This is a genomic window from Gilliamella sp. B3783 (assembly GCF_026536125.1).
Lineage (GTDB): Bacteria > Pseudomonadota > Gammaproteobacteria > Enterobacterales > Orbaceae > Gilliamella.
Window position 1 is genome coordinate 34,774 of sequence record NZ_JAFNOU010000007.1, and the last position, 17,384, is coordinate 52,157.

18 protein-coding genes are annotated in these 17,384 nt (G+C 36.5%); 14 read left to right on the forward strand and 4 right to left on the reverse strand.

The annotated features are described in order from the left end of the window. Window positions 1–112: 112 nt before the first annotated feature. The 11 genes from J3U59_RS08085 to J3U59_RS08135 all read left to right on the forward strand — a co-directional run bounded on the left by J3U59_RS08085 (window position 113) and on the right by J3U59_RS08135 (window position 9,515). Window positions 113–2,686 carry a type VI secretion system Vgr family protein gene (locus J3U59_RS08085; RefSeq protein WP_267333855.1) on the forward strand — a complete coding sequence of 858 codons (2,574 nt, stop codon included), beginning with the start codon at window positions 113–115 and terminating at the stop codon, window positions 2,684–2,686. A gap of 6 nt (window positions 2,687–2,692) precedes the next feature. Further along, window positions 2,693–3,202, forward strand: a complete 510-nt coding sequence (locus J3U59_RS08090; RefSeq protein ID WP_267333856.1) for a DUF4123 domain-containing protein — start codon at window positions 2,693–2,695, stop codon at window positions 3,200–3,202. Continuing rightward, entirely contained in the window at window positions 3,199–3,543 is a 345-nt protein-coding gene (locus J3U59_RS08095) for a hypothetical protein (protein WP_267333857.1), read from the forward strand. The genes J3U59_RS08090 and J3U59_RS08095 overlap by 4 nt, the downstream gene beginning before the upstream one ends. A gap of 9 nt (window positions 3,544–3,552) precedes the next feature. Then, window positions 3,553–4,653, forward strand: a complete 1,101-nt coding sequence (locus tag J3U59_RS08100; RefSeq protein WP_267333858.1) for a Tox-REase-5 domain-containing protein — start codon at window positions 3,553–3,555, stop codon at window positions 4,651–4,653. 16 nt (window positions 4,654–4,669) lie between these two features. Then, the gene (locus J3U59_RS08105; protein ID WP_267333859.1) at window positions 4,670–5,413 is read left to right on the forward strand and encodes an Imm52 family immunity protein; all 744 of its coding nucleotides are present in this window, start codon (window positions 4,670–4,672) and stop codon (window positions 5,411–5,413) included. Between the two features lie 432 nt (window positions 5,414–5,845). Further along, window positions 5,846–7,009, forward strand: a complete 1,164-nt coding sequence (locus J3U59_RS08110; RefSeq protein ID WP_267333860.1) for a hypothetical protein — start codon at window positions 5,846–5,848, stop codon at window positions 7,007–7,009. 5 nt (window positions 7,010–7,014) lie between these two features. Further along, complete coding sequence (locus J3U59_RS08115; RefSeq protein WP_267333861.1) at window positions 7,015–7,200, forward strand: hypothetical protein; 186 nt, start codon at window positions 7,015–7,017, stop codon at window positions 7,198–7,200. Between the two features lie 16 nt (window positions 7,201–7,216). Next, window positions 7,217–7,948 carry a DUF2931 family protein gene (locus J3U59_RS08120; RefSeq protein WP_267333862.1) on the forward strand — a complete coding sequence of 244 codons (732 nt, stop codon included), beginning with the start codon at window positions 7,217–7,219 and terminating at the stop codon, window positions 7,946–7,948. A 17-nt stretch (window positions 7,949–7,965) separates the two neighbouring features. Then, complete coding sequence (locus J3U59_RS08125; RefSeq protein WP_267333863.1) at window positions 7,966–8,247, forward strand: hypothetical protein; 282 nt, start codon at window positions 7,966–7,968, stop codon at window positions 8,245–8,247. A gap of 114 nt (window positions 8,248–8,361) precedes the next feature. Next, the gene (locus J3U59_RS08130; RefSeq protein ID WP_267333864.1) at window positions 8,362–8,637 is read left to right on the forward strand and encodes a hypothetical protein; all 276 of its coding nucleotides are present in this window, start codon (window positions 8,362–8,364) and stop codon (window positions 8,635–8,637) included. Continuing rightward, window positions 8,634–9,515, forward strand: coding sequence for a hypothetical protein (locus J3U59_RS08135; protein WP_267333865.1), 882 nt, complete (start codon window positions 8,634–8,636; stop codon window positions 9,513–9,515). The genes J3U59_RS08130 and J3U59_RS08135 overlap by 4 nt, the downstream gene beginning before the upstream one ends. A gap of 394 nt (window positions 9,516–9,909) precedes the next feature. On the opposite strand, the gene glnS is transcribed toward J3U59_RS08135, so the two are convergent. The 4 genes from glnS to J3U59_RS08155 form a co-directional block, all read right to left on the reverse strand. Then, a complete protein-coding gene (gene glnS, locus J3U59_RS08140; protein WP_065634533.1) occupies window positions 9,910–11,595 on the reverse strand; it encodes a glutamine--tRNA ligase in 1,686 nt (561 codons plus the stop codon). 298 nt (window positions 11,596–11,893) lie between these two features. Further along, on the reverse strand, window positions 11,894–13,105 hold the full coding sequence (locus J3U59_RS08145) for an MFS transporter (RefSeq protein ID WP_267333866.1): 1,212 nt from the start codon (window positions 13,103–13,105) through the stop codon (window positions 11,894–11,896). Window positions 13,106–13,227: 122 nt separating this feature from the next. Next, complete coding sequence (locus J3U59_RS08150) at window positions 13,228–14,571, reverse strand: ATP-binding protein (RefSeq protein WP_267333867.1); 1,344 nt, start codon at window positions 14,569–14,571, stop codon at window positions 13,228–13,230. Continuing rightward, the gene (locus J3U59_RS08155) at window positions 14,568–15,296 is read right to left on the reverse strand and encodes a winged helix-turn-helix domain-containing protein (protein ID WP_267333868.1); all 729 of its coding nucleotides are present in this window, start codon (window positions 15,294–15,296) and stop codon (window positions 14,568–14,570) included. Before J3U59_RS08155 ends, J3U59_RS08150 begins: the two co-directional genes overlap by 4 nt. Window positions 15,297–15,452: 156 nt before the next feature. Here J3U59_RS08155 and J3U59_RS08160 point away from each other — a divergent pair, with 156 nt between their 5' ends. Genes J3U59_RS08160 through J3U59_RS08170 form a run of 3 tightly spaced genes read left to right on the forward strand, consistent with a single transcriptional unit; the run spans window position 15,453 to window position 17,383 of the window. After that, window positions 15,453–16,181, forward strand: coding sequence for an MtnX-like HAD-IB family phosphatase (locus J3U59_RS08160; RefSeq protein WP_267333869.1), 729 nt, complete (start codon window positions 15,453–15,455; stop codon window positions 16,179–16,181). Between the two features lie 12 nt (window positions 16,182–16,193). After that, window positions 16,194–17,027 carry an alpha/beta hydrolase gene (locus J3U59_RS08165; RefSeq protein ID WP_065634529.1) on the forward strand — a complete coding sequence of 278 codons (834 nt, stop codon included), beginning with the start codon at window positions 16,194–16,196 and terminating at the stop codon, window positions 17,025–17,027. Continuing rightward, complete coding sequence (locus tag J3U59_RS08170) at window positions 17,027–17,383, forward strand: EamA family transporter (protein WP_267333870.1); 357 nt, start codon at window positions 17,027–17,029, stop codon at window positions 17,381–17,383. Before J3U59_RS08165 ends, J3U59_RS08170 begins: the two co-directional genes overlap by 1 nt. Window position 17,384: the final 1 nt, after the last annotated feature.

Consider the following 17,384-nt stretch of genomic DNA (forward strand, 5'->3'; position numbering starts at 1 on the left):
AAAACAATTTCACTAAATGGCAATATCTGTTATGCTCTTGATGAAAAAAACTACAACCAATAATTTATAAAACGTTAGTACGTTGATTAACTTGAAATAAAAGGATACTACTATGCCTAAGGCGCTCAGCAACCTAATTAGCACATTAGGTGAAAAAGCTGGCATTAACAACATGTTATCAGATGTTAGCCATAATCGTTACACATTAACAATTGAAGCACTAGGCTCAGCAATATCGGTATTAGAGGTAAGCAGTGATGAAGCCCTTAACCAGCCCTGGCATTATCGCATTTCCTTTACAAGTTCAGATAAACACCTCACGCTTGACTCGGTTTTAAATCAAAAAGCCGCATTTATTTTTCACCCGGCGAATAATTTCAATATTGTCTCAAAGGTAACGCAAACGCTTAATACCTTAAGTGCTTTTGCTCCGCTCGATCCCTCGTTGACCGACTTGTTATCGTCAGGCGATTCACGCATTGTATACGGGGTGATTACTGAGTTTAGTCAGTTATCGGTCAATAAAGAGCAAGCGCACTATCAGGTGGTATTGTCCTCGGTGCTGGCAAAGCTGGCACTCAGTCATAACAGCGCTATTTTTCAAAATTTGAGTGTGGTGGGCGTTGTTGAAGAGGTGCTGCGTGGACATGGTTTTACCGGTATTGACTACCGTTTAGAATTAAAAAACCGTTATCCGGTCCGGGAACTTATCACCCAATGGCAGGAGAGTGACCTGACCTTTATTCAACGAATTTTAGCCGATGTGGGGATTTGGTTTCGTTTTGAAACGCATGCTGAGCACAATTGTGATGTTATGGTCTTAAGTGATTACGAACAAGGCTATCAGCAGGCAAAGGATATCGACTACAAACTACCGAGTGGCACTTTAGATGCAGGCGTTGACAGTGTGTGGGATATGGGTTTACACAGTCAGATGGTTGAAGCATCAGTTCAGGTGCAGGATTATAATTACCGGGATGCAGGCAGCAATTTACAAACGGAAGTGAACAGTCAGCCAACAAACGCGACGACGTATGGCACGAATTACCGTTATGAAGAGCACTATAAAGGATTGAATGATAATGGCACGGCTAATGCCGGTCGTGATAGCGATACAGCCAACCGTTTTGCGGCAGGGGAGCAAAATGGTAACCGCGAAGGTGACCAGGATAACAGCATTGAAAGTGGGACATGGTATGCGCGTATTCGTCATGAACAGGCAATCAGTAGTCAGGTAATCATCAGCGGTAAAAGTAACCGCTGTCAGCTGGTGCCGGGTCAACGTATTTGCATAACAGGTAACCCGTTAGCCGATACGCAAGAGGGGTTTATCATTATAAGTGTGGCTGGGCACGGTAACCGCACGGATGCTTATGAAGTAGTATTTACCGCCATCCCGTATCAGGTATTAAAACCCTACCGCCCTAAACCGATAGCATGGCCACAAATCAGCGGCACCTTACCGGCACGGGTAACCAGTCCGGATAATGACACCTATGGTTATATTGACACTCAGGGTCGGTATCGGGTTAAGTTTAACTTTGACCTGAAAAGCTGGAACAGCGGTGAAGAGAGCTTATGGGTCAGACTGGCAAAGCCGTATGCCGGTAGCCGTTATGGTTTTCACTTTCCGCTTATTGACGGTACGGAGGTGGCGATAGCCTTTACTAACGGTAACCCTGACCGCCCTTATATTGCTTATGCGATGCATGACAGTGCCCACCCTGACCATGTTGCAACGGCCAACAAACATCGCAATGTGATTCGCACAGTGACCAACAATAAACTGCGGATGGATGATAAACGCGGTCAGGAGCACATCAAGTTAGCCACTGAATACGGAAAAACCCAGCTTAATATTGGTCACTTAGTTAACCAGAATAAAGAGCAGCGAGGTGAAGGGTTTGAACTGCGCACTGATGAATGGGGCGCCTTAGCGGCGGCAAAGGGGTTATATCTGACCACCCAAACCGAACCGAAAGCGCAGGGCAAACAGCTGGATATGCAAGGTGCAATTACTCAGTTAGAAAACGCCTTATCGATAGCTAAATCCCTGCAAAATGCGGCTAAACAATCGGAAGCACACAGTGCTGATACCGACAGTCAAAATCAGCTCAAGGCAAACTTAACTGAACTGGCGCAAAGTGGCATTTTAGCTTATGCTCAGGAGGGCATGGCGTTAACCAGTCCTGAAAACATCCAACTATCTACGAGTAGCAGTATTTCCTTAACCAGTGAAAACCAGACTGATATTACCGCCTTAAAAACCATCACCCTGTCTGGTGGTGAATCATTGGGATTATTTGCCCACAAATCGGGGATGAAAGTCTTTGCTAACCAGGGGGATATAAACCTACAAGCGCAAAATGCCAACCTGAATATGGCCGCCAGGCAGGATATCAAAATTGACAGTGTTGATGGTGAACTGACAATCACAGCCAGTCAAAAAATCACCTTAATTTGTGGTGGCTCTTATATCAAAATCAGTGAAGAGGGGATTGAACTCGGTACAGCTGGTAATGTGTATATAAAAAGCAATGCCCTGCAAAAAATGGGGGCGGCAACCATCAATATATCGCCCCCTTCTCTACCTAGCCCATTATCAGCCACAACAAACCGCATTTGTTTACGCTGTTTAATTCAAGCTGCTGAAAATGGTGAAATGTTTATAGTTAGTGAGAGTTAATTAGTCATGTTAAACACCCATATTGTAAATCAAATAATATTAGAACGCCAAAAACAGTCACGATTTAAATTACACCTTTATGCTTTAATCGATGGTCTTGAATATGAACGTTTATTTCGAGATGAAATCGTTGAAAGTGAAGGAGTGGCTCCGTTATTCATTAAACCCAATAATCAAGATGTTGCTTTTGCAGGACCTTGGATTTTGAATGTCTCGCAATTGAGTGATGATTTAAAAAGCCAAATCATTAAACTTGAACAAACGTATCCCTCTGTATCATGGATAATGTCATCGTTATCTTTTAACCATTTATTGAATCATTTAGAAAGACAATTACATTTAACATTGGAAGATAATCGTTATGCGTTACTTCGTTATTACGATCCACGAGTATTAAATAGACTCCCTAGCGTATTCACACCGGAACAATTTAAACTCTTTACGTTACAAATTAATGAGTGGATTTTTTATCTTAACAATCATTATTACTCATTGATGACAGGACGATTATCATGAAATTTAGTACAGAACAAATCAATAAAATTTTAGAGCAAGAAAAAGATGAATATCTTTGGGATCTCATACATAAATTTAAAAATGATAAACGTTTGAAATTACCTGATGAACAAATTGAAGATCTGTTTAAACGGTTAAAAGAAACATATGGCTATCTTATGGAATTAGGGTTTTCTAAAAAAAATCTTATTGAAGCATTTTTATATGGTGAAGCAGTTACCCCAGGTTATAAAGACAATCCAATGATAAAAAATTGGGTGGAAAAATTAGGGGAAACACCTGAAAACCAATATGAAGATTTATTGATTATTGCCGACAAAATGCAAAAAGGGTTACTTTAAGGATAACGGATGATTGAACAAATAATTTATGCTTATCAAGAATATTTACTGCTGATGGGCGCTTCACTTGAGAGTTATCAAAAAAGTCAGGATTCTAATTTATACCCGCCAGGTTATGAAACAAGTTTAGATCCAGTAAATCCCTCTCAATATAACGTACCACAAGTAAAGATTAAATTACCTAACTTACAAAATGCCACCATATTTTCATTATTAAATTTAGCTTTTACTTCCTGCACATGTAATACTCCCAATTCTCAATCCACTGAGGTAATTGATCAAACGGATAGTGATGACATTGAGCCAGATACTAAAGAAGCTATTGAGCAGTTAAAAAAAGAAATTGCACTTTTTCAAACTGTTCACATTGATTATTACCAAGAAGATTTGGATAGAATAGCAAACAATCAACCTCAAAAAACGACGTTAAGTAAAGCAAGATTGGAAGAGTTACTTACTAGTAGTAAGGAAAAGATGCGTTTATTAAAGTACGATCTTGCTATCGTTGAATCACATAGCCAACGGGGATTAACTGATGAGGAAGAAGAGAGCATTAGACAAACCGCAGCGGAAAAAATGGTAAGAGTTAAAGAAGGGCAAAAAGAGAAGGCTAAAAATTGTGATTGTTCTATCATCCCGTTCATAACAAAAAAGACATTTCGACGTAATATGAGCGATCTATCCGCCGATTACCAAGGCGCATTTTCAGGGGAATGTTGGCAACGGACAGAGAACCCGAAAACCGGTAAAATGTCCCTTGAGATGAAAGAGTGGTTATACGTAGGTCCTGCTGGACGAGCCGATTTTGATGGCTGGTTAGAAATGTTTTGTTTACTGCTTGAAATGAAAGCTAATTATGATTCATTGATGTTTAGTCGGACAGAGTTTGAAGATGTAGAGAAAACGATACCGAAGTTAAAATCGTTAGGAAAGACTAAAGTAAAAAGTTTTACTCAACAAGCAAAAAGACATAACAAAATTTGTTCGGCACACCCTTACGCCCACTGTTGTTGGATCTTTATGACACCATGGGCGTACAACGCTTTTTTGGATATTTTAAAAGCTAATTCCTACCCAGCATTAAGTGCAATTTGGGTTCCCTTACCCTAGTTATAGAGGATATTTTATGCGAGAAATAATAGATGTTCAGTTTGATATAATCATTTATTTACCGAAAGTCACCTTCATTACCTACGCTGATTTTTGTGACCGTTTGGAAAAGGCCTTAAAGGTTTATCAACACTGTTTTGACCCCAAAATGACTTGGTATTTGCTCAAAAATACGGTGAAAGTAAAACCCGAGGCGCTAGTCCATAGTCCCGATGGTTTTACTGAGTTTGGTTTAAAAAAACTCTCTTTCGCTCACAAAAAAATCGATAAAGAGGGTGATATGCTGATTTCATTTATTGATGGTGAACACAATACCTTCGGAAAAGTTATTACTTATGATGCATCTAAATCCTTAGATAACTCGTTTGTTCAATCTAATATTGACTTTTTTTTCACTGAACCCAACGAGCCTCAAATTTTAAAACAAATCACGTTTTTTGTTACCGAGCTGGCAAAAGTCTTTACCGATAGCTATATTGAAATCGATTTGATGCAGACCTTTTCGAAAGTGAATGCGCTATTTGTAAAACGGATTGGTGTCTCATTAATTGCTTATATTCCAAGTCCCTTAAAAGCTAGCGACTATCCCGAAGCCCACCAAGTGATCCCGATTTATAAAGACGATAAACAGGTGGGAACTGTGATTGTATCGCTTGATCATTTACCAAGTATTGAAAACACCGAAGATGTGAAAACAATCAATCGGATTGATTTAAGATTGCGCGATGCTGATTTATTACCAATAAGAAGTGATTTATAAGGGATATTATGTGACAAGCTACGCTGTTCAATGTGATTATTAACTTAGCGAAAAAAGCGTTCATTACCTTTGTCGATAGACATGTGTGACCTCGAAAAATTGTAATTGCCCACCCGATGTCTATAAGCGGGTTAAGGTAAAACCAATACGTCGAGGTATGAGCTTACTATCACTCGATTATCAATCAGCGAGTGGTGATGTTGAATAGTACGTTGAGGTAGGTAATAAAAAATCACATTTTATTCCTGAGTGGGTCTATTTTTAGAGGTTAAAGCTCATTATGATTTTTTATTTCAAAAAGGGTTAGGAAAGCCGCTGTTAAATAAATGAGCTAGGCATTATCACAATTCTTTAGTTAGTCAAGCTAAAAAGCAAAATAAGGTATGTAGTTTTAATACTACTGCAAAATGTTAATGATTTCGAATATATTCAATGAGTTATACTGCCCAAAAAAATAAATCAATACGGAAAAAATTAATCATTTTTGTCACTTTTTTGGGTTTTATTATTGGTATTGGCCTTATATATTTAAATACTGATAATTCAAAAAAACGAAACTATGAACTTAATCAATCCGAAAATTTAATTAGGGACTTTACCATTTACCCTTCAACTATTCCCGAAAATGAATTATTACGCATAGACGAAGCTAAAAAGCTGTATGAATCAGCCTTTGACGATGGCGTATTTTATGGTGTGGTTAATCCTGAACAATTGATAAAATTTCTTAAACATGCTTGGCAATGGGATAAAAATGCTATGCCATATTATTACTCTCTCCTTAGTTGGCAGGAACTCTTTAATGAAGGTTACAAAGATGGTGGGATGATCTCATTTACAGAATTTATGCGCAAATATCGGGATCAGTTAGTGGATAGTGCTGGTAAACCGTTAGTCGAACCTGACGTATTTAAAAGTGAGCAAATACAGTGGTATTTATGGGATAAGTTTGCCGATTTAAAATATCCGTATTTTGCCTATAAAAAGGGGTGGGGAATGGGTTTTTGTTGGTATGATGAACAAGGTATGGCGCGCCCCTGTCCTGATGAGCAATTAGAAAAAAGTATTGAGTATTTAAATTATGCCATTGACGGTGGCTATCATTGCTACGAAGATTTGATAGCTCGAATATTATTTCAACAAGGTGACCATTATCAGGATGAAAAGTATAAACAAATAATTAAATTAACCGAATACCGTAAAGCATTAAAATCAGACGATTTAAAACAGGCAATAGATTATGCACAGCTAATGGCCGAGCATAGCTCAATGATTGGCATATTGCGCATGACTGAAGCCTATTTCTATGGATTAGGTCGAGAGCAAGATCCGGTTAAAGCTTATGCCTGGTCGCTGTTAAGTGATTATGCAAAACAAAAAATCACTGAGATAGGCAACAATTTAGCGTGGGATGCAGAGCAATTACCACCGGTTTGGGAATATAACAAAGAAATCCAACAACGTTTAGAACAAATGCTTACCCCAACCGGAAAACAAGCGGCATTAGATTATTTGGAAACACTGAAAACCAAAGTGATCACTTGGAATTATAATCTGTGGCGCAACCAAATAGATGATTTTCATCCTAAACCTTAGTTTGTTTGAATATATTACCATACATTAAACTAAAAGGTGTTTGGATTGAAAAAAATACTGGTCAAATAGTGAAAATTAGCTGGCCGGCAAAAAGTGAAAAAGAGTACGCCAAAACACGTTTACTGCAAGTGCACCAACCGCACCTTAACCAACAGGGTGATTGGCAACGGCTCATTCACCCCGATCACTAACATAGAAGGACTGCTTATGTTGAAACACATTATTACCGTCATCAGTTTGGTAATGCTTATCACCGGTTGCCATACCTCACGTAACGCTAACCGAGTTGATCCCAATTTACCCCAAAAACCTTACGCTGAATGGCGTATTGGTGGTCGTTATCCACTCTATTTTCAATCAACAGTTTTTTCAACCATGGTAAAAACCCAATCCAATAAATATAAAATTATTAATATCGCTGCTGGGGGTAATTACAGTCGGGATCCGGGTAAATGGAATACACGTTTTGGTATCAATGACCTGCCTGTGTATTCTGATTTACCGGAAGAATTTTATATTTGCTGGTCCTCTTTTGCCGATCAAACCTTTTATCGTACTAAATTAGTGGTGCCATTGTGGGCACGGCAAGAAATGGTAACGCCACATCATTACTATTCTGAAGCCTACGATCAAAATGAGATTGGTTATAATGACACGGTTATTATTGGTTTTGCCCCGGGTGGCAGTGTGACCGGTTGGCTCATAGGCGTTGCTCACCCTGATGCACCATCAATAGAGTTTGGTAAAGGGATCACCGAACGGATACCGCAAGGATCTGATGTGTGTCCCAATCCTTACCCGAACGGAAAAATAACTGAAATCACTCCCGAAGCTAAAGCCTGGTTAAAAAAACACGGCATGCCTAAAGCGTGGCAAGAAAAGTACAATAACGTCACCATGGGACAATACCTGAAACTGAAAAATCCACCCAATTTTTAGGCTATGAGCAACGAGTAATGATCATTACAGCTAGTCAAAAAATCACCTTAATTTGTGGCAGCTCCTACATCAGAATAAGCCAATCAGATATTGAGCTGGGGACAGCCAGTAATGTGTATATAAAAAGCAATGCCCTGCAAAAAATGGTGGCAAAAACAATAGCACATAATCCACTTGCACTACCGTATATTATTGCTGATTATGCAGTTAAATTTATCTGTAAAGATGAAGATGAAAATGAAAAAATTAAAGCCATTACTACATTACCCAATGTTATATCCTATTTACCAAGAAATTAAAAAATTATCCGAAAAAAATTAAATTCTACCTTGCCGAGTATTTAATAAAGGTCAGTTAGAAGCGCGCATTGTTGAAGTAGATGTGTTTAATCAAAATGATTTGGAATATATTTAATGAGTTTTACTGCCAAAAAAAACAAATCAATACGGAAAAAATTAATCATTTTTGTCATTATTTTGGGTCTTATTATTAGTATTGGCTTTATATATTTAAATACTGATAATTTAAAAAAACGAAACTATGAACTTAATCAACCGGAAAATTTAATTATGGACTTTACCATTTACCCGTCAACTATTCCCGAAAATGAATTATTACGTATAGACGAAGCTAAAAAGCTGTATGAATCAGCCTTTGACGATAACGTATTTTATGGTGTGTTTAATTGATAAAATTTCTTAAACATGCCTGGCAATGGGATAAAAATGCCATGCCATATTATTACTCTCTCCTTAGTTGGCATAAATTCTTTGATGAAGATTACAAAGAAGATGGGATGATCTCTTTTACAGAATTTATGCGCAAATATCGGGATCAGTTAGTGGATAGTGATGGTAAACCGTTGGTTGAACCAGAGGTGTTTAAAAATAGTCAAATACAATGGTATTTAAGGGATCGGTTTGCCGATTTAAAATATCCCTATTTTGCCTATCAAAAAGGTTGGCAAATGGGTTTTTGTGGGTATGATGAACAAGGCATGGCGCGCCCCTGTCCTGATGAGCAATTAGAAAAAAGTATTGAGTATTTTAATTATGCCATTGATGGTGGCTATCATTGCTACGAATATTTAATAGCCCGCATGTTATTTCAACAAGCAGCTCACTATAAAGATGAGAAATATGAGCAACTGAATAAATTAACCGAATACCGCAGATCATTAAAATCAGATGATTTAAAACTGGCCATAGATTATGCGCAGCTAATGGCCGAGCATAGCTCAATTATTGGCATATTGCGCATGACTGAAGCCTATTTCTATGGATTAGGTCGAGAGCAAGATCTGGTTAAAGCTTATGCCTGGTCACTGTTAAGCGATTATGCAAAACAAAAAATCACTGAGATAGACAACAATTTGGCGTGGGATGCAGAGCAATTACCACCGGTTTGGGAATATAACAAGCAAATCCAACAACGTTTAGAACAAATGCTTACCCCAACCGGAAAACAGGCGGCATTAGATTATTTGGAAATACTGAAAACTAAAATTGTAACTTGGGATTACAATGAATGGCGAGATCAGATAGATGATTTTCATCCTAAACCGTAATTTATTTGACTATATTGTAGTGAGTAAAATTTAAGGTGTATTAAGAAATCGCAAATTGAAGTAAATGGACAATAGTGTGAATAAACGTAACGTTAAATGCTCGATGCTTAAATTATTAATCCTTATAATTGGCATGAATAGATTGGATGTTATTATGACAAAAATTTTGAATATTTTCGAATCATCTAAAAATAATCAACCTAAATAATGTTTTTTAATTTTATCTAGTACAGCCCCTTCTTTGGCTAAAGACTGCGTTATATATAATAATTCTAAAGATAGTTTCAAACTAGCTTTAAAATTTACTTAGTTATATTTTGCGTAAAAGTGATAACTTTTTAATTTTAATTAAAAATAAGTTAAATAAAACGCCGACTGAAGCCGGCGATCATCATTACTTAGCTTGAGTTTCGTTCCAGCTATCTCTTAATCCAACCGTTCGGTTGAATACTAAATTGTCATCAGTTGCATATTTACTATCTAAACAGAAGTAGCCTTCACGTTCAAATTGGTAAGCTTTGCCAACTTCAGCATGTTGCAGGCTTGGTTCAACAAATCCTTTTTTGATAATCAATGATTCTGGATTAATAGTTGATAAAAAGTCTTCAGCCGCCCCAGGATTTGGAGTATTAAATAAACGATCATAAAGACGAATTTCGGCTGGTTTTGCGAATTTAGCCGATACCCAATGAATCACACCTTTAATTTTACGCCCATCTTCTGGGTTTTTATTAAGGGTGGTTGGATCATAACTACAATAGATAGTTTGTATATTACCTTCTGCATCTTTTTCAACGCGATCAGCACGAATAACATAAGCATTACGTAAACGGACTTCTTTTCCTAATACTAAGCGCTTATAATTTTTGTTCGCCTCTTCTTTAAAATCAGCGCGATCAATATAAATTTCGCGGGTAAATGGTGCTTCACGATTGCCCATCTCCGGACGATTTGGATGATTTGGCATGCTGAGCACTTCATCTAAGGTTTCTGAAAAGTTTTCAATCACAACTTTCACTGGATCAAGCACAGCCATTGCTCGTGGTGCGTTTTCGTTAAGATCTTCACGAATACAAAATTCTAGCGTGCTCATTTCAACGGTATTTTCTTGTTTGGTTACACCAATGCGGTTACAAAATTCACGAATGGAAGCAGGTGTATAACCACGGCGACGTAAACCTGAAATAGTTGGCATACGTGGATCATTCCAACCATCAACAATTTGTTCTGACACGAGTAAATTTAATTTACGTTTTGAGGTGATAGCATACTCTAAATTTAATCGAGAAAACTCATATTGATGTGGGCGAGCGTCAATTGTGATGTTATCTAATACCCAGTCATATAAACGGCGATTGTCTTGAAATTCAAGTGTGCATAATGAGTGAGTAATATTTTCAATTGCATCAGAAATACAATGAGTAAAATCGTACATTGGGTAAATACACCATTTATTGCCTGTTTGATGATGTTCGGCAAATTTAATACGATATAACACTGGATCTCGCATAACAATGAAAGGGGAAGCCATATCAATTTTTGCTCTTAAACACGCTTTTCCTTCAGCAAATTTTCCTTCTTTCATTTGTTGGAATAGCGTTAAATTTTCATCGATACTACGATCACGATAAGGACTATTTTTGCCGGGCTCTTTTAAAGTGCCACGATATTCACGAATTTCATCTGCTGAAAGTTCATCAACATAAGCAAGACCTTTATTAATTAACTCAATTGCATATTCATATAATCGGTCGAAATAATCAGATGAGTAACAGATTTCACCATCCCACTCAAAACCTAACCAATGAACATCTTCTTTAATCGATTCAACGTATTCAACATCCTCTTTGACTGGATTAGTATCATCAAATCGTAAATTACATTTACCCTGATAATCTTGAGCAATACCAAAATTTAAACAAATTGATTTAGCATGACCAATATGCAAATACCCATTTGGTTCAGGTGGAAAACGCGTATGCGTAGTTTTATATTTACCTGCTGCTAAATCTGCATCAATAATTTGACGAATAAAGTTAGTTGGACGATTTTCTGTCTCTGTCGGTAAGGAACCGCTCATAAAAAAACCTCTGATTAAATATTTCAATGACGAATTTAGAAATTTGTTTTGTCACTTTTTATCATTTTGGCCAAAGAATATAACAAATTTTTTGTTTTTCTGAAATGGAAAAACGTGTATTTACTGTGACAAAATAATGTTTTTTATAAAATCGATGGTTTTCCTAAAAATTGCATGTGACGACAACCTAAAAAGTGACATTACTCAAATATAATTAAAACAACTATTAAAATTGGGTATTATTTATATTTGAGTAAACTAGTGAGTTTAAAATTTTAGTTTTAGTAATAAGATAATGTTAATTTTTATTTTTCTTTTCATTGACAAAAAGCATAGCGGTTATACCCACTAAAGTTAACGCTGCGGCTAAATAAAAACCACTATTTAAACTACCTGTTTTATCCGCTATCAATCCAGTAAAATAAGGAGCACAAATTGATGCGCTCATACCAAAAAAGTTGTATAACCCAAAAGCCGTACTAAGCGAAGCTTTAGGCGCATTATCGGCAACTAAAGCGATTAATACTGGATTCAAGCTTATTTTACCAATAAAACCATATAATATAAGTACTGCAATTAATACAGCATATGATTCACTATACACAATCGAAAAAATAGCAATTAATGATAATGGCATCATGCATAACACTACCGGTTTACGTCGACCAAGTTTATCCGATATATAGCTACACAACAAAGTACCAATAATTGAGATCCAAGGTACAATTGATGCAATTTGTGAAGCTTGTAATTTATCCATTCCTCTTTCTGCTTCAAGATAGTTTGGTAACCAGGTGATAATGACAAAAAAACCATATATTGAACAAAAGATTGTAATATAAGCTAAAACCAAATTGCGGTTCTTGAACAATTCCGAAAATTTTATAGACTGTGAAACCTGTGTTGCTGTCGGTTTGGCCACTTTTTCTTTAATACACACAGCCATCAGTAAAGTAACGATTATTATTGGAATAGCAACAACCACAAACGGTAGCTGCCAAGAACTATGGAATACTGAAATCATTATACTTGATAGATAATATCCCATGGCAATACCAAATGACATTCCACTGCCAATAATAGCACTGCCTAACGTTATCCATTTTTTAGGAATAGCTTCTGATGATAACGCATATTGTGGTCCATAATAACAGCCTTGTGCCGCACCAGCTAATATCCAAAGAATCAAAAAGATTATGAAAGAAGGAGCAAAATATATTGATGCAATAAAAATGGCATATAATATGAATCCTGTCACAAGCACACGCTTGCGACCTATTTTATCGCCCAATATACCTGAAGGTATTTGAAATACGGTATAAGCAAGAAAAAACAGGCTCATTATACCGCCAGTTTCAGCCTTATTTAAGCCAAACTGAGTTTGTAATTCACCAATAAGCGGACTTAAAACTGATCGCCCAGCATAAATAACAATCCAGCCCAAAAAGAAAATGATAACTAATTTGATCCAATAAGCATTTGGAGTGGCGTTTTTTGAATCGCTTGCCATGTTACTCACCTTACCGTTGCATAAAGTAAGTATCATCTTATGATAACGTCAAAAAAATAAATTACTCACATATCACAATTATGATTATTTTTAATAAAAAAACATTGATTATAAAAAAATAATTAACAATCATTCGATTTTAATGAAACAACAAATCGTGCGCCACCCAATGGACTTGTCACCACAAATGCTTTGCCATCGTGAAATTCAGCCATTAGTTTTACATAAGCTAAACCAAGACCATAGCCGCCCGTTGAACGAGTTCGACTAGTATCTAACCGCGCAAAAGGCATAAAAATTTTTTCTCGAGCATCAAATGGAATACCTGGACCATCATCATCGATTTCAAACACAACGCCATTTTCTTGTTTGGTGATATTTAATACCGCTTTATGTGCTGCATATTTAAAAGCATTTAGCAGTAAATTTTTAACAATGGTTTCGGCTAAATTGATATCTATCACGGCTTGAGCATCTTGACTATTACACACTAACTCAAAGTCTTTGGGTTTGAATAATGCGAGTGATTGGCAAACTTTTTCGCTCCACTGTTTTAGTGATACTGCTGTTAAATTTAGCTCAATATTACTCTGCTGCATTTTAAAGTAACTTAAACTAGCATTAATTAACGTTTCAAGTTCGTTAATGTCATCATTCATACCTTTTTGTAGCAATAACCGTTCTTGCTCGTCGGTTGACTCTTCAAGCATGCTAAGTTCAAATCGCATTCGTGCCAGTGGGGTTCGAAGTTCATGCGCCATGGCATGTGAAATAGTTTGATTGGTCCCAACTAAATGTTCAATATGTGTCCCCATGTTATTAAGGACATTAGCCAATGGCTGAAATAACCAACCTTTGACATTTTCCGTTCGCGCCTTAAGATTACCCTGTCCTAACTGCTCAGCTGTCTGCCTAATATTAACTAAATCTTTCCAGACCGCACTGAAAGCAAAATAGATCAAAATAAAGAAGATAATAGCGCTAAATAATGCCCATATAATTAAAAAAACACTAAGTGACATAGTGTTAGATTTTAAAATATCGCGCATAACCATGGGCCCGAGTTGTAGCAACTTGCCATCGTTTAAATCGATATAGACAACCTCTTCATCACCATCGTATGAAAAACCTAATTTTTTTAACTCGTTGTGTACAGTTTCAGGCAGTGGTGTATTAGCGGGTAAAATGGTTATTGGATAACCAAAATAGGGTTGTAATTCATTGACCACTTCTTGAAGAGGACGATGTTTATTTTCATTAATGCGCATGCGTATCAGGTTGACTGTACCTCGTTGTGACTCACGAAACACAATATGATCATCTGGCATATCGGTTAATGATGAAGGTAAAGAATCAAATACGAGTAATGCACCATAAGCAATGATACATTGCAATGAAAGCAAAATGACCAGATAAAATACGATGCGGCGATTAAAAAAAAGGGGTTTTGCTAATAATTGGCTCAATGATTATCCCCTTCTCGCATAAATAAATAACCTTTGCCTCTTACTGTTTTAATGCGTGATGGATTATCGGGATCATCAAGTAATTTTCGACGTAGTCGAGAAATCCGAGCGTCAATTGAACGATCACTACCATCAAAATCAATTCCTCGAACTTGAGAAAAAATATCATCACGAGTCAATATATTACCGGCGTTAACAGCGAGTAACCAAAGCAAATCAAATTCAGCGGTGGTTAAATCAATTTCTTGATCTTGTAATAGCACCTTACGATTTTCACCATCAATAGTAAGATTATCAAAAACTAATGTTTTGTTATTGAGCGGAGCGGCTGTTTCTTTACTGCTATCTTTGTCTAATTCAATTTGTTTTCGCCGAAGTAGCGCTCGAATACGTGCAAGTAATAATCTTGGTTCAACAGGTTTAGCCAAATAGTCATCGGCACCCAGTTCTAAACCGACAATTTCATCAATATTATCTTCACTTGCTGTCATAATAAGAATGTAATTATTGAACCAAGTACGTATATCACGGCAGATATCAAAGCCAGATTTTTCCGGTAACATGACATCTAAAATGACTAAATCGGGATTAAATTGTTGAATTTTTTCTTCTGCACCATTACCACTATTATGCCATTGAACAAGATAACCTTGTCGAATCAAATAAACTTGTATTAAATTAGCAAGTCGCTGGTCATCTTCAATAATTAGTATACGTTCACTCATTCTTATTCTCAGTATGGTAACAGTAAGTAGTAAGGCCTTATTATACAGGCAATTTTATTCTCGTTACAAAATATATACAAAGAGCCTACAAAGTTTGAAATCACTCTATGAGAAAATTTGCGACAATATCGATAAATAGGCTATTTAATTTCAAAAATGAATAATTTTTCATCAATTACAAGTCATCTATTTCATCCATCTTATTCACAACATCATACGCCAATCGTGTTGTGTGATTTTGATGGTACTATTAGTGTTAAAGATGTAACAGATACTTTACTGAATCATTTCGGTAAAGACGGATGTGACGAGCTTGAAGAGTTATGGGTGAATGGTAAAATTGGTTCTCAAGAGTGCATGAGTAAGCAAATTGCTTTGATGGATGCCAGTTTAGCAGAACTTAATGAAGTTTTATCACAAATTGAAATTGACCCAACCTTTAAGGCATTCATTGATTACACTGATCAAAACAACATACCGGTTCACGTTGTCAGCGACGGATTAGATTACGCAATTGAATTTGTGTTAAAACGTCATGGCATAGAAAATTTACCTATTTTTGCTAATAGATTATTACACGATAATGAACGTAGCTGGCGTCTTGAATTTCCTTATGCTAATCAAAATTGCATTAAACAAAGTGGAAATTGTAAATGTAATCACGTTAAAAAACAGCAATATTTTCCACAAATTCTTTATGTTGGTGATGGAACGTCTGATTATTGTGTTTCTCATAATGTGGATTTTGTTTTTGCCAAAGATAAATTGATTCATTATTGCCAAAAAAATAATATTGAACATAGTGCTATTAAATATTTTTCTGATGTTACTCAAGCATTAAAACAGTCACAGCAAGCACTTATTCCAACTGTGATGGTAAAATAATAGGAAATAATAATGAGTACAATTCAAGATTTATCTTACTTTTTACCAGGTAATAAAAATGGGGTGCTTTTAATTCATGGATTAACAGGTACACCAAATGAGATGAGAATTTTAGCAAATGGCCTACATAAAGCTGGATTCACCGTTTATGCAATACAATTAGCTGGCCATTGTGGGACTGAAGCCGATCTTTGTAAAACCACATGGCAAGATTGGTATAAAAGCGTACAAGATGGCGCAGATTATCTAGCCAACCATGTAGATAATATTTTTGTGGCGGGATTATCAATGGGCGCCCTGCTAGCGTTAAAGTTAGCAGCTGACAGACCTGAACAAATTAAGGGAGTGGGTGTGCTTGCGCCCACTTTTTATTATGATGGTTGGAGTATGCCTTTTTGGGCAAAAAAATTCTTTTTCTTACTCGTCTATTTTAAAAAATTAGGTATTTTTCAAAAAGTTTCTTTTATTGAAAAGCCGCCTTACGGGCTTAAAGATGAACGAATTCGTGCTGTCGTTTCAGAAAGTATGCTTAGTGGCGATGCAGCGTCTGCCGGCCTTGCTGGTAACCCTTTTCCGGCGCTGGCAGAAATGCAACTATTAGCAAAAAATGTACGACAAATTTTGCCGAATGTTACCTCACCTTGTTTAATTATGCATTCGGGTAATGATGATATCGCAAATATTGAAACCAATGCCAAATTAGTTGAAAAGCATGTATCGGGACCTAAAAAATTAATCGTATTAAATGAGAGTTATCATTTAATCACCATTGATTCTCAACGCCGCGAAGTGATTAAAGAATGTGTTTCTTTTTTTAACGGTATAGTAGAAGGAACAAACACTTAATGTCACCATTAGTCATCATACTTTGGGTTAGCAATATCTGTTTTGATACTTTAGGGCAAATAGCCTTTAAATTCGCTGCAACTTCAACAAATAATCGTGACGGTTGGTACTATTGGATCGATTTATCAAAAAATCATTGGATTTGGATTGGTATTATATCCTATATTGCTGAATTCCTACTTTGGTTAGCATTTTTAACATTAGTTCCACTGTCACAGGGTGTTTTACTTGCCTCATTTAATATTATTACCATCATGTTGGTTGGTCGTATTGTTTTTAAGGAACTTCTCACCTTTCATCGTATAGTTGGTATGCTTTTAATCACAGCTGGCGTTATTTTTGTGGGATTGTCTTAAT

Coding starts and splice junctions, on each gene's coding strand:
- J3U59_RS08160 (WP_267333869.1), top strand. CDS start 15,453: ATGAATAATTTTTCATCAATTACAAGTCATCTATTTCATCCATCTTAT.
- J3U59_RS08130 (WP_267333864.1), top strand. CDS start 8,362: ATGAGTTTTACTGCCAAAAAAAACAAATCAATACGGAAAAAATTAATC.
- J3U59_RS08085 (WP_267333855.1), top strand. CDS start 113: ATGCCTAAGGCGCTCAGCAACCTAATTAGCACATTAGGTGAAAAAGCT.
- glnS (WP_065634533.1), bottom strand. CDS start 11,595: ATGAGCGGTTCCTTACCGACAGAGACAGAAAATCGTCCAACTAACTTT.
- J3U59_RS08165 (WP_065634529.1), top strand. CDS start 16,194: ATGAGTACAATTCAAGATTTATCTTACTTTTTACCAGGTAATAAAAAT.
- J3U59_RS08100 (WP_267333858.1), top strand. CDS start 3,553: ATGATTGAACAAATAATTTATGCTTATCAAGAATATTTACTGCTGATG.
- J3U59_RS08155 (WP_267333868.1), bottom strand. CDS start 15,296: ATGAGTGAACGTATACTAATTATTGAAGATGACCAGCGACTTGCTAAT.
- J3U59_RS08095 (WP_267333857.1), top strand. CDS start 3,199: ATGAAATTTAGTACAGAACAAATCAATAAAATTTTAGAGCAAGAAAAA.
- J3U59_RS08170 (WP_267333870.1), top strand. CDS start 17,027: ATGTCACCATTAGTCATCATACTTTGGGTTAGCAATATCTGTTTTGAT.
- J3U59_RS08125 (WP_267333863.1), top strand. CDS start 7,966: ATGATCATTACAGCTAGTCAAAAAATCACCTTAATTTGTGGCAGCTCC.
- J3U59_RS08145 (WP_267333866.1), bottom strand. CDS start 13,105: ATGGCAAGCGATTCAAAAAACGCCACTCCAAATGCTTATTGGATCAAA.
- J3U59_RS08120 (WP_267333862.1), top strand. CDS start 7,217: ATGTTGAAACACATTATTACCGTCATCAGTTTGGTAATGCTTATCACC.
- J3U59_RS08110 (WP_267333860.1), top strand. CDS start 5,846: ATGAGTTATACTGCCCAAAAAAATAAATCAATACGGAAAAAATTAATC.
- J3U59_RS08090 (WP_267333856.1), top strand. CDS start 2,693: ATGTTAAACACCCATATTGTAAATCAAATAATATTAGAACGCCAAAAA.
- J3U59_RS08105 (WP_267333859.1), top strand. CDS start 4,670: ATGCGAGAAATAATAGATGTTCAGTTTGATATAATCATTTATTTACCG.